We start from the raw sequence: 22,604 nt of genomic DNA on the forward strand, positions 1-22,604 counted from the left end.
TGTAAGCCGTCTGCTCAATCCTGAGCAAGCAGGGTCTTTTCGATGCGTGCAAACGGTTCACCCGTCAGCGTTTTGGCTTCTTCGCCGATGATCGCGGCCTCAAGATTCTTGTGATAATGGCGGCGCATCTCGCCCAGCGTCTTGGGGTCGGCGGCGATGCCGATCTTCTCGATCGTGCCGTCAAGCACGGCGGCATTCAGCCATTCCGACACCGCGGCGGCATGGGCCAACTCGTTCAGATCGGTGCTGCCCGTCTTCTGGCCGCCATCATCCTGATGACGCACGCCCGCGCTGAAATTCGTCGCGGTCAGATCCGGCTTGGCGACTTCGCTCAAGCTCGGCGCGTCGGGCGAACCATCGTTGCGCAAAAGCACGAAGCCTTCGCCGTCGACGATCGCAAGGTGGGCCTTATGCGGAAGGCGCATGGAAATTCCTTCGTTGTTTGTTGATTCCGTCTCCATGTTGAACGCGCGATACCGGCAAAAGTGCCCGCGAAGAACGAATTGCCCCCGCGTTTATTCACCTATCACCAGCTACTTACCCTGAATGCGACTGTGCCTGCGACTGCGACCCGGCGGATCGACCTGCCGCGCGCGCTCACGAAAAAGGGCCGCCGGATCTCTCCGACGGCCCCCTTTTTCGTGCGTAGTGGCGCGTGGCTTAGAAGCCCATGCCGCCCATGCCGCCCATGTCGGGCATTGCCGGCATCGAAGGCTTGTCTTCCACGACGTCGCAGATCGCCGCTTCGGTGGTGATCAGCAGGCCGGCGACAGAAGCCGCGTCCTGCAGTGCGATGCGCACGACCTTGGTCGGGTCGATCACGCCAGCAGCCACGAGGTTTTCGTAGACGTCTGTCGCCGCGTTGAAGCCCTGCGTTTCGTCACCTTCGCGCAGGAGATTGCCCGAAACGACCGCACCGTCGAAGCCGGCGTTCTGGGCGATCTGGCGAATCGGCGCCAGAATGGCCTGACGGATGATGTCGACACCACGGGTCTGGTCGTCGTTGTCGCCCTTGAGCCCTTCGAGAGCCTTCGTGGCGTACAGCAGCGCGGTACCGCCGCCCGGGACGATGCCTTCTTCGACAGCGGCGCGGGTTGCGTGCAGTGCGTCGTCGACGCGATCCTTGCGTTCCTTCACTTCGACTTCCGAAGCACCGCCGACCTTGATCACGGCAACACCGCCGGCCAGCTTGGCCAGACGTTCCTGCAGCTTTTCACGGTCGTAGTCCGACGTGGTCGATTCGACCTGGGCGCGGATCTGCTCGACGCGAGCCTTGATGTCGTCGGCATTGCCGGCGCCATCGACGATCGTGGTGTTGTCCTTGTCGATCGAGATCTTCTTGGCCTGGCCGAGCATGGCCAGCGTCACGTTCTCGAGCTTGATGCCGAGGTCTTCGCTGATCATTTCGCCGTTGGTCAGGATCGAGATGTCCTGCAGCATCGCCTTGCGACGATCGCCGAAGCCCGGAGCCTTGACGGCCGCGATCTTCAGGCCGCCACGCAGCTTGTTGACGACGAGCGTTGCGAGCGCTTCGCCTTCGATGTCTTCGGCGATGATGAGCAGCGGACGACCCGACTGGACGACTGCTTCCAGGATCGGGAGCATCGCCTGCAGGTTCGACAGCTTCTTTTCGTGGATCAGGATGTAAGGATCATCCAGTTCGACGGTCATCTTTTCGGCGTTGGTCACGAAATAGGGCGACAGGTAGCCGCGGTCGAACTGCATGCCTTCGACGACGTCGAGCTCGAATTCGAGACCCTTCGCTTCTTCGACGGTGATCACGCCTTCCTTGCCGACCTTTTCCATGGCTTCGGCGATCTTTTCGCCGACTGCCTTGTCGCCATTGGCGGAAATGACGCCGACCTGGGAGATTTCGGCCGTGCCGGAAACTTCCTTCGAACGGGCCTTGAGGTCATCGACGACCTTGGCCACGGCGAGATCGATGCCGCGCTTCAGATCCATCGGGTTCATGCCGGCGGCAACCGACTTCATGCCTTCGCGCACGATGGCCTGAGCCAGCACGGTCGCGGTGGTGGTGCCGTCACCGGCAGCGTCGTTCGCCTTCGAAGCGACTTCGCGCAGCATCTGCGCGCCCATGTTCTCGAACTTGTCCTTCAGTTCGATTTCCTTGGCGACGGTAACGCCGTCCTTGGTGATGCGGGGTGCGCCATAGCTCTTGTCGATCACGACGTGGCGACCCTTGGGGCCCAGCGTAACCTTAACGGCGTTGGCGAGGGTATCGACACCCTTCAGGATGCGTTCGCGTGCGTCACGCGAAAATTTCACGTCCTTGGCAGCCATGATATATTCTCCTTGTCGGAATTGTTGTCAGTTGGAAAAGTCGAACTCGCTCAGGCCATGACGCCGAGCAGGTCGCTTTCCTTCATGATGAGCAGATCCTTGCCGTCGACCTTGACTTCGGTCCCGGACCACTTGCCGAAAAGGACGCGATCGCCTTCCTTGACGTCGAGCGGGGTGATCGTGCCGTTTTCGGAACGGGTGCCCGAACCGATCGCCACGATGCGGCCCTCGGAGGGCTTTTCCTTGGCGCTGTCGGGGATGATGATGCCGCCGGCGGTTTTTTCCTCGGCTTCGATGCGTTCGACCAGTACGCGGTCGTGCAGCGGACGGAATGCCATGATGATGACCTCTTCCTAAAATTAGATGGTTTTAATCTTTGGCACTCCCGTCATGAGAGTGCCAGCGGGGCGGATATGGTTCGCATGAACCTGTGCGTCAAGCGCCATTCATCAAGTTTTTTCGCGATGAACGGTGGCGCAGGTGCAGCCAGCCGTGCAGAAACTAGCCCGCTTGCGTGACAAGCCCGAGACGTTCGCGTGCATGCCAGCGATAGCCGAGCAGCAGCGACGTGACGATCAGCCCGACGGCCAACCCGATCCACACGCCCAATCCGCCAAGCGGCGTGTGGAAACCAAGCACCCATGCGGTGCCGAAACCGAAGATCCAGTAACCGACGACGGCCAGCACGAACGGCGTGCGGGTATCGGACAGTCCGCGCAACAACCCGGCAAGGATCGCCTGCCACCCGTCGAACAACTGGAACGCGGCGGCAACGACAAGGTAGGTCAGCGCCAGAGCGACCAGCCCGGCGTTTTCCGGCGCGTCCACATCGATGTAAATGGCCAGCAGCAGCTTTGGCGCGGCCAGCATCAGGATGGCAAACGCCAAAGCAAAGCCGATCGACAGCGCCAGCGTCGCCAATCCCGCGCGCCGGATGCCGCCCGGATTGCCCGCCCCGTTGTGCAGCCCGACGCGGATCGTTGCGGCCTGCGCGATGCCGAACGGAACCTGAAACGCCAATGCGCCCAGCCCCAACGCGACCGTGTGCGCGGCCAGTTCCAGCGTGCCGATCGCCCCCATCAGGAACGCCGCGCTGGCGAACAGCCCGCCTTCGGCCAGGGTGATGGCCGCAATCGGCATGCCGACGCGCCACAGTTCCTTGAGCCGTTGCCAATCCGGCCGCCACAACCGTCCGAACAGGTAATGCCGCCGCATCCGCCGGTCCCATTGGATTATGGCGATATAGGCGGCCAGCACGACATAGGCGGTGATGACGCTGGCGATGGCCGCGCCCTTCAGCCCCCATGCCGGAAAGCCCCAGTTGCCGAAGATGAGCAACCAGTTGCAGCCCGCGTTGACGATAACCGCGAGCACTGTCACCCATGTCGCGACGACGGCGCGATCCATCGTCGATACGAAAATACGCAGGACATTGGACGCAATCACCGCGATCGAGGCTGGCGCCAGCCAGAACAGGTAGATCTGCGCAAGGTCAGCGATTTCCCGCGACTGCCCGGTCAGCACCATGATCCTGTCGGCGAACATGCAGACCGTCATCACGAAGATACCGGCAAAAACCGCCATCCACAGCGCCATGCGGAACGACCGGCGCACTTCGCGCACGGCATGGCGTTCACGCCCCAGCGCGGTTGCCGCCATTGGCGCGACTGCGCTGATCAGGCCCATCGAACACCACAGGGCAAGGCCGTAGGTGGAAACAGCCAGCGTGCTCGACGCCAGTTCGTCCGTGCCCAGCCGCGCAATGAAGATCACGTCGACGGCATAGACCGCCATCTGCAACAGGTTCGCCAGCGCCAGCGGCACGGCAAGCCGCGCGGTCGCCCCGAATTCGGCGCGCAGCGTGTGCTCCGCATGGTGCGAGCGCGTAAGAAGAGGGTGCTTGTCAGACATAAAGCCGGCCCGGTTAGGCGCGGACCGTGACGCCGCCAAGACAATTTCACTTGCAACCGGTTAAATCGCTTAAGCTTGCAGCAAGCGGGCAACAGTCAAAGGCAGGCGCAGTTGCCATGTCAGGACAGGATTGCCGACCGATGCGCCATCTCTCTGCCCCCGTACTTGCCGTCGCGCTGGCCACGGGCGCACTTTTCGCCGCGCCCGCCCATGCCGGCGAAGTGTTCGCGGGCGCCTATGTCCATGCGGTCGAAACGCCGTTCACGTTCGAAACGGGCGAAGGCGGGGTCGACGGCGTGGTCGGCTATCGCTTTGATCGCATCGAAGCGCTGTCGGCCATCGGCAAGCCTGCGCCCTATGTGCTGGGCGCGGTGAACAGCCGGGGCGATACCGACTTTGCCGCGGTCGGCCTCAGCTGGACCATCGGCAAGGGCGCGCTTTACGTGCGGCCCGCGGTCGGGCTTGCCATTCATGACGGCCCTTCGGAAAACTTCGGCCCGAACGGAGAGCATTACGAACTGGGCAGCCGCATCCTGTTCGAGCCCGAGATCGCCGTCGGCGCGCGGCTGTCGGACCGCGTTTCGGTAGAGGCGAGCTGGATGCACATCAGCCATGCCCAGTTGTTCAGTTCGACCCAGAACCCCGGCATCGACATGATGGGCGTGCGGGTGAACCTCGCGCTCTGACCCGCGACCTGATAGGCGGTTGCGATGTCAAGATTGATCCTGTTCAACAAGCCGTTCGACGTGCTCAGCCAGTTCACCGACAGGGGGACGGAGGGCACGCCCCGCCGAACGCTGTCCGATTTCGTCGATTGCCCCGGTGTCTATCCGGCCGGGCGGCTGGACCGGGACAGCGAAGGGCTGATGCTGCTGACCGACGATGGCCGGCTGCAAGCGCGGATTGCGGACCCCAAGTTCAAGGTGCCCAAGACTTATCTGGTGCAAGTTGAGGGCGAGATCGGCGAAGATGCGCTGGCCGCCCTGCGCAATGGGGTCAGGCTCAAGGACGGCGTGACACGGCCCGCCAAGGCAGAGGCGATCGAGACACCCGACCTTTGGCCGCGCGATCCGCCGGTGCGGTTCCGCAAGACGGTGCCCGACGGCTGGATTTCGCTGACGATCACCGAAGGCCGCAACCGGCAGGTCCGCCGCATGACCGCCGCCGTCGGCCTGCCGACACTGCGGCTGGTGCGCTGGCAGATCGGAGAATGGAGCGTCGAAGGGCTGGGCCTCGGCGAATGGCGCGAGATCGAGGTCTGAGGGGCGGGGTGCGGTCGGTTGCGGACATTGCGATTTTACCATTGTTTGGCAAACTTACTTTATGGATCAACTTAACTCACCTTGGAGTGCGCTATGGGCTGGGGCGGCTTTGCTTTGCGCAGGCCTCCTCCTGTGGCAGTTTACCAACTTGAGCGGTTTGGCGTGGCTATTTTTGGCTATTGCCGTCTCACTGATTTTCGAGGTCGAAGGCTGGCGTATGGGAGCCCGCTTTGCAGGTCTAATTTACGAGCTAGACACTGAAACCCTCTACAAGGAAGCATATACCTTTGCTTGGGCGTTCCCGCGTTTCTTGTTTCTCTTAGTTTATATGCTTGCCGTGATTGCTTGGCGAGATTTGGGATATCTGGACCCTAATTCCAAATCTCAGATCATCCTCTTATTTTCACCAGGGCTGATTTATCTCGCTTGGTCTCATCAAGCTTATCGCAGCCGTATTCGAGCATATGTTGCGGATAATTCAATTCAGAAGCGAGTCTGGGACAAAACCTAACGTTCGCTTTCCACCCCATGCCACCCCGTCGCCCCAACCAAAAAAGGGCGACCCCTTGCAGGGCCGCCCTTCTTGGTGATCTCGCGAACGAGATCGAAGTGTAAGCGCTAGGGCTTACTTCAGCTCAACGGTGCCGCCGGCTGCTTCGATCTTGGTCTTGATGTCTTCTGCTTCGGTCTTGTTCACGCCTTCCTTGACAGCCTTGGGAGCTGCTTCGACGAGAGCCTTGGCATCAGCGAGGCCCAGACCGGTGATGGCGCGGACTTCCTTGATGACCTGGATCTTCTTGCCACCGTCGCCGGTGAGGATGACGTCGAATTCGGTCTGCTCTTCAGCAGCCGGACCTTCAGCGGCGGCAGCCGGGCCAGCAACGGCAACGGCAGCAGCGGCGGAAACGCCCCATGCTTCTTCAAGTGCGGTAGCAAGCTCGGCGGCTTCGAGAACGGTCAGCTTCGACAGTTCGTCGACAATCTTCTGGATATCGGCCATTTTAATTCACTCCATTCAGTTCATGTCCGGACGGCCAGGTGCGGCACAGTCCGGAAAATCGCGTGAAACGTCTTATGCAGCGTCCTTGGCGGCGTAGGCGCCAAATACGCGGGCAAGCTTTGCAGCCGGTGCCGTCGACAGCTGGGCGATCTTGGTCGCCGGTGCATTGACGAGACCAACCAGCTTGGCACGCAGTTCGTCGAGCGAAGGCAGCGAGGCGAGAGCCTTGATCCCTTCGGCGTCGAGTACCTGCGAACCCATCGAACCGCCGACCACTTCCAACTTGGGGTTGGTCTTGGCGAAATCGATGGCGACCTTTGCCGCCGCAATCGGGTCGACCGAAGTCGCCAGCGCGGTGGGGCCGGTCAGGTAATCGTCGATCCCGGCATAGTCGGTATCCACGATCGCCAGCTTGGCAAGACGGTTCTTCGCAACCTTGTAAGACGCACCAGCATCCCGCATCTTCGCGCGCAGATCGGTGGACTGTGCCACCGACATGCCGAGATTGCGGGTGACAACCACCACGCCGACCTCGTTGAAGACTGCGTTGAGCTGAGCGACCGCTTCGGTTTTTTGCGAACGATCCATGTTTGCTCCTTCACGTTTGATCGCGCCCCGCCCGAAAGTGGGCCGCGATCGGCTCATTGTGTCCGCGCACGGGGCCTTGCAGCTCCGAACACGGGCGAGTCCGTTCGATAGGGAAGGAGGAGCGCCTGAAATGGCGCGAACGGCACCTGCCTGATGGCGAGGGCCGAAGAATCTCGTTTCCCCGTCTAGGCTGGAAATTAAGACCGGCCAATTCCGGTCACCAACTGTCTCGGACGGATGATCCCGGCATGCCAAAAGGCCCACCGACATCGCGGCGGGCCTCTATAGCGTTTGCGGCAAGAGTCAACTTTTACGTGACGTTTTCCGGTTCGGTCGTTTCCTTCTCGTAGCCCAAAAGATCGCCGGGCTGGCAGTCCAGTTCCCGGCAGATCGCCTCCAGCGTGGAAAAGCGGATCGCCTTGGCCTTGCCGGTTTTCAGGATCGACAGGTTGGCCAGCGTCAGCCCCACCCTGTCGGCCAGTTCGGTCAGCGTCATGCGGCGGGCATAGAGCAGGTCGTCGAGCTTGACCGTGATGCGTGTCGCTTCTTCCACCATCACACGGTTCCTTCCAGTTCTTCGCGCATCTGGGATCCCTTGCGGAACACGCGGGCCAGAATGAACAGGGTGAGGACGAGGAACAGGGTGTTGATGTCGAAATCGGTTTCCACCTCGATGTCTTGGCCGTGTTCCAGCACTTTTTCGAGCCAGGTTGCCGCGATGCTGACGGGAATGGTCATCACGAAGATGCCGAGCGAAAGCCACGCCATGTGGGCAAGGCGCATGGCATTGACGGGGATGAACGGATCGCCGTCGGCGACGGTGTCGACGATGTGGCGCAAGTGGGTGATGAACAGCGCCACCATTGCGATGAGAACCAGCGCCATGAGGATCATGCCGACGATCACGAAATAGGCGGACGCGGGGCCGCCGGATTCGGCGATCTCTGCCATGACCTTGGAATAGAATATCGCCACGCCGCCAAGGCCGACGATGGCGCCCACGAACCCGATGCCGACGAGCACGAGGCAGGCGGTGAGAATTGCCCGGGCTATGCCGAACAGCGGATCTTCGCGGAAACGGGACATGGCGTAATCTCCTTTGCGTTGGGCCGGGCCGGGCGCGGCTGTTGTCAGGCCAGTGCCGGCTGGGCGATCGCGGCGACTTGCGCATCGCTGACGGGGGCGATGGTCGGGGCCCACAGCGCGACGGCCAGCAGGACTGCGAACGAAGCGGCGGCGGAACGGGTAAGTTGCGATGACATTGTATGATCTCCGATAAATTCGATATCGCTAATCAATAAATGCGCGCGGCCTTATCGTCAATCGATAAATATCGAAAAACGATAATTTCTTGATTGTTTTACGGAAAATCTGCTGCGGTCGGGCGCGGGTGACCTGCCTATGTCCGCCCGATCCCTTTGACACGCGAAGGGCACGCGCCTATATGCAGCCTCGTTCGAAGGCTTCGAGCAAGGCGACCCTGGCGCGGGGGTCGACCCGGGAAGGAGGCCTTTCGATCCAGCATGACGACGCGACGGCTGTGGGCCGGGAACTCCTCGAAAGGGGCGGATTCCCGTTTGTCCCACGGCCTTTTGTCGTTTGCCGGATACCGCACCGCGTGCGCGAATTTCCTTACCGGCGCGATGGAGTGAACCTCTGTCGCGAATCGGCCAACACGAAGCAGAAGAGGTTTCTTCACCCTCATGGCGACCCAGCTCAACGAGACGGCTATCCGTCCGACCGCGAAGAAGCGCATCCGCAAGATCTTCGGCAACATCCACGAAGTTGTGGAGATGCCCAACCTGATCGAAGTGCAGCGCGAAAGCTACGAGCAGTTCCTGCGCTCGGACCCGGCAACGGGCTATGTCTCTGGCCTCGAAAAGACGCTGCGCTCGGTTTTCCCGATCCGCGATTTCGCCGGCACCGCCGAACTCGACTTCGTCCACTACGTGCTCGAAGACCCCAAGTACGACACGACCGAATGCCGTCAGCGCGGCATCACCTACGCCGCGCCGATGAAGGTGACGCTGCGGTTGATCGTGTTCGAAATCGATCCCGATACCGAAGCCCGCTCGGTGCTCGATATCAAGGAGCAGGACGTGTACATGGGCGACATGCCGCTCATGACCGAGAACGGCACGTTCGTCGTCAACGGCACCGAACGCGTCATCGTGTCGCAGATGCACCGTTCGCCGGGCGTCCTGTTCGACCATGACCGCGGCAAGACTCATTCGTCGGGCAAGTACCTGTTCGCCGCCCGCGTTATTCCGTACCGCGGTTCGTGGCTCGACTTCGAATTCGACGCCAAGGACATCGTCAACGTCCGCATCGACCGCAAGCGCAAGCTGCCGGTCACCGCGCTGCTCTACGGCCTGGGCCTCGACAGCGAAGGCATTCTCGAGCGGTTCTACGACATCGTGACGTGGGAACGCGGCGCCAGCGCCGTTGAAGGCGGCGGCTGGAAAATTCCGTTCACGCCCGAAGCATGGCGCGGCCAGAAGCCGGCGTTCGACATCGTCGATGCCGCCAGTGGCGAAGTCGTGTTCCCCGCCGGCACCAAGATCAGCCCGCGCGCAGCCAACAAGGCGGCGAAGGACGGCCTGACCGACCTGCTTATCCCGACCGAGGAAATCTTCGGCCGTTATGCGTCGAAGGACATGATCGACGAAAGCACCGGCCGCGTCTGGATCGAAGCGGGCGAGGAAGTCAGCCCCGAAAACCTCGAAGCGCTGGACAAGGCGGGCGTCGACCGGCTCGAACTGCTGGACATCGACCACGTCAACACCGGCCCGTGGATCCGCAATACGATGATGGTCGACAAGGCCACCAATCGCGAAATGGGTCTCGAGGCGATCTACAAGGTGATGCGCCCGGGCGAACCGCCGACCAAGGAAACTGCCGAAGCCCTGTTCGAAGGCCTGTTCTTCGACGGCGAACGCTATGACCTGTCGGCCGTCGGTCGCGTCAAGCTGAACATGCGCCTCGGCCTCGACGCCGAAGACACGATCACGACCCTGCGCACCGAGGACATCCTCGCCGTCGTCAAGGAACTGGTCGATCTCAAGGACGGCAAGGGCGATGTCGACGACATCGACAACCTCGCCAACCGTCGCGTCCGTTCCGTGGGCGAGCTGCTGGAAAACCAGTACCGCGTCGGCCTTTTGCGCATGGAGCGCGCGGTCAAGGAACGCATGTCGAGCGTCGACGTGTCGACCGTGATGCCGAACGACCTGATCAACGCCAAGCCGGCGGTTGCCGCGGTGCGCGAATTCTTCGGCTCGTCGCAGCTGTCGCAGTTCATGGATCAGACCAACCCGCTGTCCGAAGTGACGCACAAGCGCCGCGTTTCGGCCTTGGGCCCCGGCGGTTTGACGCGTGAGCGCGCAGGCTTTGAAGTCCGCGACGTTCACCCTACGCACTATGGCCGCATCTGCCCGATCGAAACGCCCGAAGGCCCGAACATCGGCCTGATCAATTCGCTTTCGACCTTTGCCCGCGTCAACAAGTACGGCTTCATCGAAACCCCGTACCGCAAGGTGATCGACGGCAAGGTGACCGGCGAGGTCCAGTACCTGTCGGCCATGGAAGAGCAGAAGAACACCGTCGCGCAGGCGTCGGCCGAGCTTAACGACGAAGGCAGCTTCGTCGAGGAACTCGTTTCTGCCCGCCAGAACGGTGAATTCGTGATGAGCCCGTCCGAACAGGTTACGCTGATGGACGTTTCGCCCAAGCAGCTCGTGTCGGTTGCCGCATCGCTCATTCCGTTCCTGGAAAACGATGACGCCAACCGCGCGCTCATGGGATCGAACATGCAGCGTCAGGCCGTGCCGCTGGTGAAGGCCGAAGCGCCCTTCGTCGGCACCGGCATGGAAGAGACGGTGGCCCGCGATTCCGGCGCCGCCATTTCGGCCCGTCGTGGCGGCATCGTCGATCAGGTCGACGCGACCCGTATCGTGATCCGCGCCATCGGCGATGTCGAACCCGGCCAGTCGGGCGTCGACATCTACACGCTGCAGAAGTTCCAGCGTTCGAACCAGAACACCTGCATCAACCAGCGCCCGCTGGTGAAGGTGGGCGAGGTCGTGCAGACCGGCGACACCATCGCCGACGGTCCGTCGACCGATCTTGGCGAACTGGCACTGGGCCGCAACAGCCTCGTCGCGTTCATGCCGTGGAACGGCTACAACTACGAAGACTCGATCCTGATCTCCGAACGCATCGTGAAGGACGACGTGTTCACGTCGATTCACATCGAGGAATTCGAAGTGATGGCCCGCGACACCAAGCTTGGGCCAGAGGACATCACCCGCGACATTCCCAACGTCGGTGAAGAAGCGCTGCGCAGCCTCGACGAGGCGGGCATCGTCTACATCGGCGCCGAAGTGCATCCGGGCGACATCCTTGTCGGCAAGATCACGCCGAAGGGCGAAAGCCCGATGACGCCGGAAGAAAAGCTTCTGCGCGCCATCTTCGGCGAAAAGGCCAGCGACGTGCGCGACACCTCGCTCCGCCTGCCGCCGGGGGTTGCCGGCACGATCGTCGAGGTCCGCGTCTTCAACCGTCACGGCATCGAGATCGACGATCGTACCCGCGCCATCCAGAACGAGGAAATCGAACGCCTCGCCAAGGATCGCGAGGACGAACGTGCGATCCTCAACCGCGCAACGTACAACCGCCTGCGCGACATGCTGCTCGGCCAGGTCGCCTCGGCCGCGCCCAAGGGCGTGAAGAAGGGCGACATCACCGAGGAAATGCTCGACGAGCTCGAGCGTTTCGAATGGTTCAAGTTCGCGGTCGCCGATGACAGCCGCCAGGCCCAGATCGAAGCCGTCAAGGAACAGTACGACGAGGCCGTGAAAGCCATCAACGCCAAGTTCGAGGACCGCAAGGAAAAGCTCGAACGCGGTGACGAACTGGCCCCAGGCGTGCTGAAGATGGTCAAGGTCTTCGTCGCGGTGAAGCGCAAACTGCAGCCGGGCGATAAGATGGCCGGCCGTCACGGCAACAAGGGCGTCATTTCGCGCATCCTGCCGGCCGAGGACATGCCGTTCCTTGCGGACGGAACCCCGGTTGACATCGTGCTGAACCCGCTGGGCGTGCCTTCGCGCATGAACGTCGGACAGATCTTCGAAACTCACCTCGGCATGGCCGCCCGCGGCCTCGGCCAGCAGATCACGGCTGCGCTGAACGAATGGCGCGAAGCCAATCCCGATCCGGATACGGCCGCACCGCCGTCCGCTGTCGTGGAGAAGCTGAAGGACGTCTATGGCGAGAACTACTTCGACGATCTCGACAACCGCACCACCGGCGAAGTCGTCGAACTGGCGCAGAACCTGAAGAACGGCGTGCCGATGGGCACTCCGGTGTTCGACGGCGCGCGTGAAAGCGACGTCACCGCGATGCTCGAAAAGGCAGGGCTGCCCGGTTCGGGTCAGGTTACGCTTTACGACGGGCGTACCGGCGATGCCTTCGACCGTCAGGTGACCGTGGGCTACATCTACATGCTGAAGCTCCACCACCTTGTCGACGACAAGATCCACGCACGTTCGATCGGCCCCTACTCGCTCGTCACCCAGCAGCCGCTGGGCGGCAAGGCGCAGTTCGGCGGCCAGCGTTTCGGCGAAATGGAGGTCTGGGCACTCCAGGCCTACGGGGCCGCCTACACGCTGCAGGAAATGCTGACGGTGAAGTCCGACGACGTTGTCGGCCGCACCAAGGTCTATGAAGCGATCGTCAAGGGTGACGACACGTTCGAGGCGGGCATTCCCGAAAGCTTCAACGTGCTGGTGAAGGAAATGCGCTCCCTGGGCCTGAACGTCGAACTGTCGTCGATCAGCGCCGACGACAGCGACGACATGGCCGAGGCGGCTGAATGAGACACCGCGGGCGGCTGCAAGGCAATGCTTGCCAGTCGCCCGCCGCTCATTCGCTGAAGAATTTCCCCTCTCAAGGGATTTGAGACATGAACGAACTGACCAAATTCGCCAATCCGGTCGCCAAGACCGAAACCTTCGACCAGATCCAGATCGGTCTTGCCTCGCCAGAGCGCATCCGTTCGTGGTCGTTCGGCGAGATCAAGAAGCCCGAAACCATCAACTACCGCACGTTCAAGCCTGAGCGTGACGGCCTGTTCTGTGCCCGCATCTTCGGTCCGGTAAAGGACTACGAATGCCTGTGCGGCAAGTACAAGCGCATGAAGTACAAGGGCGTCGTCTGCGAAAAGTGCGGCGTCGAAGTCACGGTGACCAAGGTGCGTCGCGAGCGCATGGGCCACATCGAACTGGCCGCGCCGGTCGCGCACATCTGGTTCCTGAAGTCGCTGCCTTCGCGCATCGGCCTGTTGCTCGACATGCAGCTCAAGCAGCTTGAGCGCGTGCTGTACTTCGAAAGCTACGTCGTCGTCGAACCGGGCCTGACCCCGATGGAGAAGTTCCAGCTTCTCACCGAAGACGAACTGCTCGACGCACAGGACGAGTACGGCGAAGACGCGTTCAGCGCCGGCATCGGCGCCGAAGCGGTCAAGATCATGCTCATGGACCTCGACCTCGAGGCCGAACGTGACGCGCTGCTCGAAGAGCTGGCGACGACCAAGTCGGAACTGAAGCCCAAGAAGATCATCAAGCGGCTCAAGGTCGTCGAAAGCTTCATCGATTCGGGCAACCGTCCCGAATGGATGATCCTCGAAGTCGTGCCGGTCATTCCGCCCGAACTGCGCCCGCTGGTGCCGCTGGACGGTGGCCGTTTCGCGACGTCGGATCTCAACGATCTCTATCGCCGCGTGATCAACCGCAACAACCGCCTGAAGCGGCTGATGGAACTGCGCGCGCCGGACATCATCGTCCGCAACGAAAAGCGCATGTTGCAGGAAGCCGTCGACGCCCTGTTCGACAACGGCCGTCGCGGCCGCGTCATCACGGGTGCGAACAAGCGTCCGCTCAAATCGCTGTCCGACATGCTCAAGGGCAAACAGGGCCGTTTCCGCCAGAACCTTCTGGGCAAGCGCGTCGACTATTCGGGTCGTTCGGTCATCGTGACCGGCCCGGAACTTAAACTGCACCAGTGCGGTCTGCCCAAGAAGATGGCGCTCGAACTGTTCAAGCCGTTCATCTACGCGCGTCTCGATGCCAAGGGTCTTTCGATGACCCTGAAGCAGGCGAAGAAGTGGGTCGAAAAGGAACGCAAGGAAGTCTGGGACATCCTCGACGAAGTCATTCGCGAGCACCCGGTCCTTCTGAACCGCGCCCCGACGCTTCACCGCCTTGGCATTCAAGCGTTCGAGCCCGTGCTGATCGAGGGCAAGGCGATCCAGCTGCACCCGCTCGTCTGCTCGGCCTTCAACGCTGACTTCGACGGTGACCAGATGGCCGTCCACGTACCGCTTTCGCTGGAAGCCCAGTTGGAAGCGCGCGTGCTGATGATGTCGACCAACAACATCCTGTCGCCCGCGAACGGCAAGCCGATCATCGTCCCTTCGCAGGACATGGTGCTGGGCCTTTATTACCTGTCGATGGAGCTGGAGCACGAACCCGGCGAAGGCATGGCCTTCTCCGACATCGCCGAAGTGCACCAGGCGCTTCAGGTCGGTGCGGTCACGCTGCACTCGAAGATCACGGCCCGCGTGCCGCAGACCGACGAGCACGGCAAGGAGTACATCGCCCGCGTTGAGACGACGCCGGGCCGCATGTTGATCGCAGAATGCCTGCCGCGTAGCCACAAGGTGCCGTTCGCGGTCGTCAACCGCCTGCTGACCAAGAAGGACATCGGCGACGTTATCGACGAGGTCTATCGTCACACCGGCCAGAAGGACACGGTCCTGTTCGCCGACGCGATCATGGTGCTGGGCTTCCGTCACGCGTGCCGTGCGGGCATCTCGTTCGGCAAGGACGACATGATCATTCCCGACAGCAAGGTCGGGATGATTGCCGAAACCAAGGCTCAGGTCGCCGAATACGAACAACAGTATCAGGACGGTCTGATCACCTGGCAGGAAAAGTACAACAAGGCGATCGACGCGTGGAGCCGTTGCGGCGATCAGGTCGCGGCCGCCATGATGGACGAGATCAAGGCGCAGCCGTTCGACGAGGAGACCGGCCGGATGAAGCCGATCAACTCGATCTACATGATGAGCCATTCGGGCGCGCGTGGTTCGCCGGCGCAGATGAAGCAGCTGGCCGGCATGCGCGGCCTGATGGCCAAGCCGTCGGGTGAGATCATCGAAACGCCGATCATCTCGAACTTCAAGGAAGGCCTGACCGTCCTTGAATACTTCAACTCGACCCACGGCGCCCGCAAGGGCCTTGCCGATACCGCGTTGAAGACGGCGAACTCGGGCTACCTGACCCGCCGGCTTGTCGACGTGTCGCAGGATTGCGTTATCGTCGAGGAAGATTGCGGCACTGAGAACGCGCTGGAAATGCGCGCGATCGTACAGGGCGGTTCGACCATCGCATCGTTGGGTGAACGTATCCTGGGCCGTACGCTGGCCGAGGATCTGGTCCACGCCAAGACCGGCGAAGTGCTGGCCAAGGCGGGCGACCTGCTCGACGAACCGGCGATCAAGGTGATCGAGGAAGCCGAATCGCAGGTGGCGAAGATCCGTTCGCCGCTGGTCTGCGAAGCGCAGCAGGGCGTCTGCGGCAAGTGCTATGGGCGTGACCTCGCCCGCGGTACGCCGGTCAACATCGGTGAAGCTGTCGGCGTCATCGCCGCCCAGTCGATCGGTGAGCCGGGCACGCAGCTGACCATGCGTACGTTCCACATCGGTGGCGCGGCGCAGCTCAACGAAACCTCGCACCTCGAAGCGGTGTCGGACGGCAAGGTCGTCTATCGCGACATGCCGATCATCGTCGACAAGCGCGGTCGTCGCCTGTCGATGGCCCGCAGCGGCGAACTGCTGGTCATCGACGCCGAAGGGCGCGAGCGCGAAATGCACCGCGTGCCTTATGGTACGGTGCTGATGCATGCCGACGGCGAAAGCGTGAAGCAGGGCGATCGCCTGGCCGAATGGGATCCGTTCTCGCTGCCGATCATCACCGAAACCACGGGCGTCGTGAAGTACCAGGACCTTGCCGACGGCAAGACGATGGAAGAGCGCGTCGACGATGCCACCGGCATCGCCCAGCGTGTGGTGATCGAATATCGTGCGCAGGGCCGTTCGAAGAAGGAAGACCTGCGTCCGCGCATCACCCTTCTGGGACAAGCCGGCGACGAGACCGAGGCTGCGCGCTACATGCTGGCGCCGGGCACGGCCCTGTCGGTCGAAGACGGTCAGGAAGTGCAGGCGGGTGACATCCTTGCCCGTGCTTCGCGTGAAGCCGCCAAGACCCGCGACATCACCGGTGGTCTGCCGCGCGTCGCCGAACTGTTCGAGGCTCGCAAGCCGAAAGACAATTCGGTCATCGCCAAGATCAGTGGTCGGATGGAATTCATCCGCGACTACAAGGCGAAGCGCAAGATCGCGATCGTTCCGGAAGAGGGCGATCCGGTGGAATACCTGATCCCCAAGTCCAAGGTGATCGACGTCCAGGAAGGCGACTTCGTCAAGAAGGGCGACAACCTGATCTCGGGCTCGCCCGATCCGCACGACATCCTCGAGGTGCTCGGCGTGGAAGCGTTGGCCGAATATCTCGTCAACGAGATTCAGGAAGTCTATCGCTTGCAGGGCGTGAAGATCAACGACAAGCACATCGAGGTGATCGTTCGCCAGATGCTGCAGAAGGTCGAGATCACCAACGGTGGCGACACCACGCTGCTGCCGGGCGAGCAGGTCGACCGCGAGGAAATGGACGAGTACAACGCGAAGCTCGACAAGGGTAAGCAGCCGGCCGAAGGCAAGCCGGTTCTGCTCGGCATCACCAAGGCTTCGTTGCAGACCCGTTCGTTCATCTCGGCCGCTTCGTTCCAGGAAACCACGCGCGTGCTGACGCAGGCCGCGGTCGAAGGAAAGAAGGACTCGCTGATAGGTCTGAAGGAAAACGTGATCGTTGGCCGCCTCATCCCCGCCGGTACCGGCGCGGGCATGAACCGGGTCCGCGTCGCCGCTTCCAGCCGGGATGCCGCACTGCGTGCCCAGTATCGCAAGATGCAGGAAGCGCTCGTGGCCGCCGATTCGGCAAAGCAGGAGCATGAAGCCGAACTGGCCCAAGGGCCCGAGGCAGCGATCGGCGACGATCCGCTGGCCGCGGTCGAGGGCGAGACCCACGGTCTTGATGCCGATGCCGGCGATTACCTGAACGCAGATGCCGCCGATCATGACGGCAGCATCGAGGAAATGAACGAAAACAAGGCTTCGGAGGAGAGCGGAGAGTAATCCCGGCTCGATCCGACCGAACATGAAAACCCCGCCGGACTTGGTCCGGCGGGGTTTTTCTTTGCGCTTCGGAGGCGGCTCTCGGTTCGAAGTCCATGATTTACCTGCGATTTACCTCCTTCGTTTACGCTGCACCTCCGACCGCTTCAGAGGAAAGGCTTGAAACACGCATGGGAGGGAGACAGGCCGCCCTTTTTGGACGCGAGGATTATCTGCTGACACGCAGATTGCAGGACTATGCGGAGCGCGGACAGCTCGCCGCAGCCACGTCCGCTTTCGGCGCATTCGTGACTTGCGTGATCCGCCTTGGCGGCACCGGCGTTCTGGCGCAGTTCGTCTGGCTGGCCTTCATGCTAGGGGTCAGTCTGGCCCGGGTCGAGCTTGTCCGCCGTTTTACCCCAACCACGATCGACCTTCGTTATTTCTACCGTCAGCGGCGTTACATGGTGGCACTCGGCGTCGCGGACAGCGTTGGATGGGGCGTCGGGCTGGTCATGTTCGCCGTCTATGCGCGCGGCTCCGAACTCTATCTGTTGAGCGTGCTCGCCGCTGGCGTCGTGACCGTATCGCTCATCTATTACCGCGCCTTGCCGCAGGTCTGTGCGGTCTTCGTGGCGTCGATGGCGCTGGCCGGCTGCGCGGTCAGTTATGCGATCCTGGAGCGGTTCGAACTCGTTGCCATCCTGTTCATCGGCGCGCTCGCGCTCGTGCTGTTTCGCGGCATCGCCGATGATGCGCGGCTTTATCGCCGCAAGTTCGAGGGTGAGGCGGAACTGGCCGAAAGCGCAGAGACGATCCAGCTTTTGCTCCACGATTACGAAGCCCAGAGCGCCGACTGGCTTTGGCAAGTCGACAACGGGGCCTGCCTTGTCACCGTCTGCGCCCGCTTTGGCGAAGCATCGGGCATGGACCCCCACGATCTCGAAGGCCGGGAACTCGTGACCCTGTTCGATGCGGGCCCGGCGCGCGAACTTCTGGCGCACCGGCTGCTGGTCCGGCAGCCCTTCCGCGATCTCAACGTCAGCCTGACGGTCGACGGCGATACCCGCTGGTGGTCGCTTTCGGCGAACTGCTGGGATGACGGCACGATGCACGGCGTCGCCCGCGATACGACCGACACGCGCCAGGCGGTCGAACGCATGAATTTCATGGCGCACCACGACATGCTGACCGGCATCGCCAACCGCTTCCTGTTCGGCGAAACCCTGCGTGAAGTGCTGGAACGCAAGGAGACCAAGGGGCGGCTCGCGCTGCTGTACCTCGATCTCGATCATTTCAAGCAGATCAACGATACCTGGGGCCATTCGACGGGCGACCGGTTGTTGACCGAAGCGGCCAAGCGTCTGGTCGGCTCGGTCAAGTCGCACGATCTTGTCGCACGGCTGGGCGGGGACGAATTCGCGATCCTGCTGACCCGGCTGACCGATCCGGTCGACGCAGTCGTGGTCGCCCAGCGCATTGTCGAGGCGATGGATCGTCCGTTCGTGATCGACGACCAGAAACTGTCGGCCGGGACCAGCGTCGGCATCGCCCACGTCCAGCCGCCGCGCGATGGCAAGCGCACCGCTCCCGACGATCTGCTGCGCCAGGCCGACCTTGCGCTTTATGCGGCAAAGGCGCTGGGCCGCGGCACGTACGCAGAGTTCGAACCATGGCTGGAAGAGCGCGACCGCGAACGTGCGCAGCTTGAAGCCGATCTCAAGACTGCGATCCAGAACGACGAATTCACGCTGCACTACCAGCCGCTATACGATGTCGAACTGCGTAAAACGGTCGGTTTCGAAACGCTGGTCCGCTGGCACAGTCCGATCTGGGGCGTCGTCATGCCCGGCGAATTCATCCCGCTTGCCGAAGACAGCGGGTTGATCGTCGCGCTGGGCGAATGGATCATTCGCAACGCCATCCACGAAGCATCGGGATGGGCCGAAAAAGAACGCGTCGCGATCAACCTGTCGCCGCTGCAAATGCGATCCCCGCGATTGCTGCCCACGATCACGGAATCGATCGAGGCCACGGGAATAGATCCGGACCGGATCGAACTCGAGATTACCGAGAACATGCTGATGCACGACAGCGAGCGCAACGTCGCCATGCTGCACGAATTCCGCAAGATGGGCATACGCATCGCGCTCGACGACTTCGGCACCGGCTATTCGTCGCTCAACTACCTGCGCAGTTTCCCGTTCGACAAGATCAAGATCGACAAGTGCTTTGTCGAGGATATCGAACTGCGCGAAGATTGTCAGGCCATCGTCCGGGCCATCACGCAACTGGCGGCCGCGCTGGGCATGTCGACCGTGGCCGAAGGGGTCGAACGCGAAAGCCAGCTGCAGTGGCTGCGTGGCGAAGGCATAACCCAGATCCAGGGCTATCTCATATCGTACCCGGTCAACGCCTCCGAACTCAGCGACGGCAGGCCGTTCAACGAAGACAGGCACAAATGGTTCAGGCTGCCGGGAACCGTTGCCGACAGCATTTCCGACGCGGCCTGATTTTCGACGCGGCCTGACACGCGTCGGCGGGCATCACGCCCCGGCTGGCAACGTCTGGAAAGGACGTGACAAGCTCCGTAATGGATACGCTTGCCGACACGGGGCGATTGCGGTGCCGGTCGACCCGTTCTAGCGTAAGAACATGCTATTCACGCCATACGTCCTGCTCGGCATAGTCTTCGCCACGATCGGCCTGTTCGTCGCGTTCATGGGGCTGGACGCGATGCGCCGCGGTCGATTGGGCAAGAACCGGACCCTGATCGTCAGCGGCCTGATCCTCGCGGCGCTTGGCATCGTGTTGGGCATCACCTGACGTTACCGAATAGGCGGAGCAGGGATCGCCGCCGAATAGCGCGCGTTGGCGCATCGGCGCCGCACTTGCTATAGTGCCCATCATGAGTGGTACGAACGACCACAACGGACTTGGCGCGGCGGGGTCTTGCCACGACGGTGATCGCCCCGGCCAAGACCATGGTGACCACCAAGGCCATCACCGCGCGGGGCACGAAGACGCGCCGAGTGACGGGCAGTACGACACTGTCCCGCCCGATCATGCCGGTGCGGTCTACACCTGCCCGATGCACCCGCAAGTGCGTCGGACAAGTCCGGGGGCCTGCCCGATATGCGGCATGGCGCTGGAACTGGAATCGGCCGCGCACGCCACCGAAGGGCCCAATCCAGAACTCGCCGATTTCACCCGCCGCTTTGGTATCGGGACGGTTCTCACCCTGCCTGTTCTGCTGCTTGCCATGGGGCATATAGTCGGCCTTGGCGCCATCCGACAGGCGCTGGGGCAGGACGTGGCACAATGGACCGAGCTGGCGCTGGCAACGCCGGTCGTGCTGTGGTGCGGATGGCCGTTTCTCGTGCGGGGTTGGAACTCGTTCCGATCGTGGAACCTCAACATGTTTTCGCTCATCGCCATGGGCGTACTCGCCGCATGGACCTACAGCGTAACGGCCGTGGTGGCGCCCGGCATATTTCCGTCAGGCTTTCGCGACATGCACGGCACCGTGCCGGTCTATTTCGAAGCGGCCGCCGTCATCGTCGTGCTCGTCCTGCTGGGCCAGGTCATGGAATTGCGCGCACGCGAAGGCACCGGCAAGGCGATCCGCGCGCTGCTCGATCTTGCGGCCAAGACCGCGCGCGTGATCCGCGACGATGGCCGCGAAGAGGAGATTCCGCTCGAACATGTCCGGGTCGGCGACCGCGTGCGGGTCAGGCCCGGTGAAAAAGTGCCGGTCGACGGCGAAGTGTCCGAAGGGCATTCCTCGGTCGATGAAAGCATGATTACCGGCGAACCCGTCCCGGTCGAAAAATCGGCGGGTGACCCGGTGACGGGCGCGACGATCAACGGCACCGGCAGCCTGATCATCGTGGCCATGCGCGTCGGCGCGGACACTTTGCTCAGCCAGATCGTCGACATGGTGGCGAAAGCCCAGCGTTCGCGCGCGCCGATCCAGAAATATGCCGACAAGGTCGCGGGTTGGTTCGTGCCGGCCGTGATCGGGGTCGCGGTGCTGGCCTTTGTTGCGTGGGCCATGATGGGTCCGGCCCCGGCGCTGTCGTATGCGCTGATCGCGGCCGTTTCGGTCCTGATTATCGCCTGCCCCTGCGCGCTGGGCCTTGCCACGCCCATGTCGATCATGACGGCGACGGGGCGCGGCGCGCAAGCGGGCGTGCTGATCAGGAATGCCGAAGCGCTCGAACGATTCGAAAAGATCGACACGCTGATCGTCGACAAGACCGGCACCCTGACCGAAGGCAAGCCGAAGCTGGTTGCCGTACTGCCCGAAGCGGGATTTACCGAAGACGCGTTACTGCGGCTTGCCGCCACGCTTGAGCGCGGGTCAGAACATCCTCTGGCAGAGGCTATCGTCAACGGCGCAGAAGAGCGTGGCGTGACACTGGGGAAAGCAGACGATTTTTCCGCGGTCACGGGCAAGGGCGTGACAGGAACGGTCGACGGCAGGCCCGTCGCGCTCGGCAATGCCGCGTTGTTGGCGCAAATCGGTCTGGATGCCGCCGGCCTTGCAACAATCGCCGATGCCCGCCGCGACGAAGGCGAAACGGTGATGTTCGTTGCCTGCGACGGCGTTGTTGCCGGAATGGTCAGTGTCGCGGACCCGGTGAAGCAGACCACGCCGGCTGCGCTCGTGGCGCTGCATGAACTCGGCTTTCGAATCATCATGGCCACAGGCGACAACGCGCGAACGGCAAAGGCCGTCGCCGCCCGGCTCGGCATCGATGAAGTCCGCGCCGATGTCCTGCCCGAAGACAAGGCGCGCATCATCGGCGAACTGCAGCAACAGGGGCGCAAGGTCGCCATGGCAGGCGACGGGGTCAATGATGCCCCGGCCCTGGCCCAAGCCGACGTCGGTATCGCCATGGGCACCGGCGCCGACGTCGCAATCGAAAGCGCCGGGATTACCTTGGTCAAGGGCGATCTTCACGGGATCGTGCGCGCCCGGCGGCTGACGCGTGCCACGATGCGAAACATCCGCCAGAACCTGTTCTTCGCGCTCGTCTACAACGCTCTCGGCGTGCCGATTGCGGCGGGCGTGCTCTTTCCGTCGTTCGGCATCCTGATAAACCCGATGTTCGCCGCATTCGCGATGAGCGCTTCGTCGATATCGGTCGTGACCAACTCGCTCCGCTTGCGGACGATCCAAATCTGATCCGGGCCGAATCTGATCCGGGCCGAATCTGAGCTGGGCCGAAGCTGATTTGGCGTCCGGCCC

Annotated in this window: 17 protein-coding genes; 8 read left to right on the plus strand and 9 right to left on the minus strand. The window is 62.4% G+C overall.

The window, feature by feature from the left end; translation table 11 throughout:
• Nucleotides 1–14: 14 nt before the first annotated feature.
• From EKN06_RS07775 to EKN06_RS07790, 4 genes are all read right to left on the minus strand, one after another.
• Nucleotides 15–425 (minus strand): baeRF12 domain-containing protein, encoded by a 411-nt coding sequence (locus EKN06_RS07775; protein WP_127612316.1) that lies wholly within the window; start codon nt 423–425, stop codon nt 15–17.
• A gap of 235 nt (nt 426–660) precedes the next feature.
• Complete coding sequence (gene groL / locus EKN06_RS07780; RefSeq protein WP_127612317.1) at nt 661–2,301, minus strand: chaperonin GroEL; 1,641 nt, start codon at nt 2,299–2,301, stop codon at nt 661–663.
• Between the two features lie 50 nt (nt 2,302–2,351).
• Nucleotides 2,352–2,639 carry a co-chaperone GroES gene (gene groES / locus EKN06_RS07785; protein ID WP_127612318.1) on the minus strand — a complete coding sequence of 96 codons (288 nt, stop codon included), beginning with the start codon at nt 2,637–2,639 and terminating at the stop codon, nt 2,352–2,354.
• 163 nt (nt 2,640–2,802) lie between these two features.
• Nucleotides 2,803–4,212, minus strand: coding sequence for an MATE family efflux transporter (locus tag EKN06_RS07790; RefSeq protein ID WP_127612319.1), 1,410 nt, complete (start codon nt 4,210–4,212; stop codon nt 2,803–2,805).
• 116 nt (nt 4,213–4,328) lie between these two features.
• On the opposite strand from EKN06_RS07790, the gene EKN06_RS07795 reads away from it, so the two are divergent.
• The 3 genes from EKN06_RS07795 to EKN06_RS07805 all read left to right on the plus strand — a co-directional run bounded on the left by EKN06_RS07795 (nt 4,329) and on the right by EKN06_RS07805 (nt 5,985).
• The gene (locus EKN06_RS07795; protein WP_127612320.1) at nt 4,329–4,898 is read left to right on the plus strand and encodes an acyloxyacyl hydrolase; all 570 of its coding nucleotides are present in this window, start codon (nt 4,329–4,331) and stop codon (nt 4,896–4,898) included.
• A 24-nt stretch (nt 4,899–4,922) separates the two neighbouring features.
• Nucleotides 4,923–5,474, plus strand: a complete 552-nt coding sequence (locus EKN06_RS07800) for a pseudouridine synthase (protein WP_127612321.1) — start codon at nt 4,923–4,925, stop codon at nt 5,472–5,474.
• 61 nt (nt 5,475–5,535) lie between these two features.
• Complete coding sequence (locus EKN06_RS07805) at nt 5,536–5,985, plus strand: hypothetical protein (protein WP_127612322.1); 450 nt, start codon at nt 5,536–5,538, stop codon at nt 5,983–5,985.
• A gap of 114 nt (nt 5,986–6,099) precedes the next feature.
• Here EKN06_RS07805 and rplL read toward each other — a convergent pair whose 3' ends face one another.
• From rplL to EKN06_RS16085, 5 genes are all read right to left on the minus strand, one after another.
• Nucleotides 6,100–6,474: a 50S ribosomal protein L7/L12 gene (rplL, locus tag EKN06_RS07810; protein ID WP_127612323.1), complete on the minus strand. Its 375-nt coding sequence runs from the start codon at nt 6,472–6,474 to the stop codon at nt 6,100–6,102.
• Between the two features lie 72 nt (nt 6,475–6,546).
• Entirely contained in the window at nt 6,547–7,062 is a 516-nt protein-coding gene (gene rplJ / locus EKN06_RS07815; protein ID WP_127612324.1) for a 50S ribosomal protein L10, read from the minus strand.
• Between the two features lie 310 nt (nt 7,063–7,372).
• Nucleotides 7,373–7,618, minus strand: a complete 246-nt coding sequence (locus tag EKN06_RS07820) for a helix-turn-helix domain-containing protein (protein WP_127612325.1) — start codon at nt 7,616–7,618, stop codon at nt 7,373–7,375.
• Nucleotides 7,618–8,148: a DUF2975 domain-containing protein gene (locus EKN06_RS07825; RefSeq protein ID WP_127612326.1), complete on the minus strand. Its 531-nt coding sequence runs from the start codon at nt 8,146–8,148 to the stop codon at nt 7,618–7,620. Before EKN06_RS07825 ends, EKN06_RS07820 begins: the two co-directional genes overlap by 1 nt.
• Nucleotides 8,149–8,192: 44 nt before the next feature.
• The gene (locus tag EKN06_RS16085; protein WP_276317276.1) at nt 8,193–8,324 is read right to left on the minus strand and encodes a hypothetical protein; all 132 of its coding nucleotides are present in this window, start codon (nt 8,322–8,324) and stop codon (nt 8,193–8,195) included.
• 441 nt (nt 8,325–8,765) lie between these two features.
• Between EKN06_RS16085 and rpoB the strand changes: the two genes are divergently transcribed.
• From rpoB to EKN06_RS07845, 5 genes are all read left to right on the plus strand, one after another.
• Complete coding sequence (rpoB, locus tag EKN06_RS07830; protein ID WP_127612327.1) at nt 8,766–12,938, plus strand: DNA-directed RNA polymerase subunit beta; 4,173 nt, start codon at nt 8,766–8,768, stop codon at nt 12,936–12,938.
• A gap of 86 nt (nt 12,939–13,024) precedes the next feature.
• Nucleotides 13,025–17,371 carry a DNA-directed RNA polymerase subunit beta' gene (gene rpoC / locus EKN06_RS07835; protein ID WP_127612328.1) on the plus strand — a complete coding sequence of 1,449 codons (4,347 nt, stop codon included), beginning with the start codon at nt 13,025–13,027 and terminating at the stop codon, nt 17,369–17,371.
• Nucleotides 17,372–17,541: 170 nt separating this feature from the next.
• Nucleotides 17,542–19,863 (plus strand): putative bifunctional diguanylate cyclase/phosphodiesterase, encoded by a 2,322-nt coding sequence (locus tag EKN06_RS07840; protein WP_164843990.1) that lies wholly within the window; start codon nt 17,542–17,544, stop codon nt 19,861–19,863.
• 142 nt (nt 19,864–20,005) lie between these two features.
• Nucleotides 20,006–20,176, plus strand: a complete 171-nt coding sequence (locus EKN06_RS15640; protein WP_164843991.1) for a hypothetical protein — start codon at nt 20,006–20,008, stop codon at nt 20,174–20,176.
• Nucleotides 20,177–20,258: 82 nt separating this feature from the next.
• Nucleotides 20,259–22,541, plus strand: coding sequence for a copper-transporting P-type ATPase (locus EKN06_RS07845; protein ID WP_127612330.1), 2,283 nt, complete (start codon nt 20,259–20,261; stop codon nt 22,539–22,541).
• Nucleotides 22,542–22,604 lie beyond the last annotated feature (63 nt).

It is taken from the genome of Croceicoccus ponticola (assembly GCF_004004515.1).
In the GTDB taxonomy this organism is placed as follows: domain Bacteria; phylum Pseudomonadota; class Alphaproteobacteria; order Sphingomonadales; family Sphingomonadaceae; genus Croceicoccus; species Croceicoccus ponticola.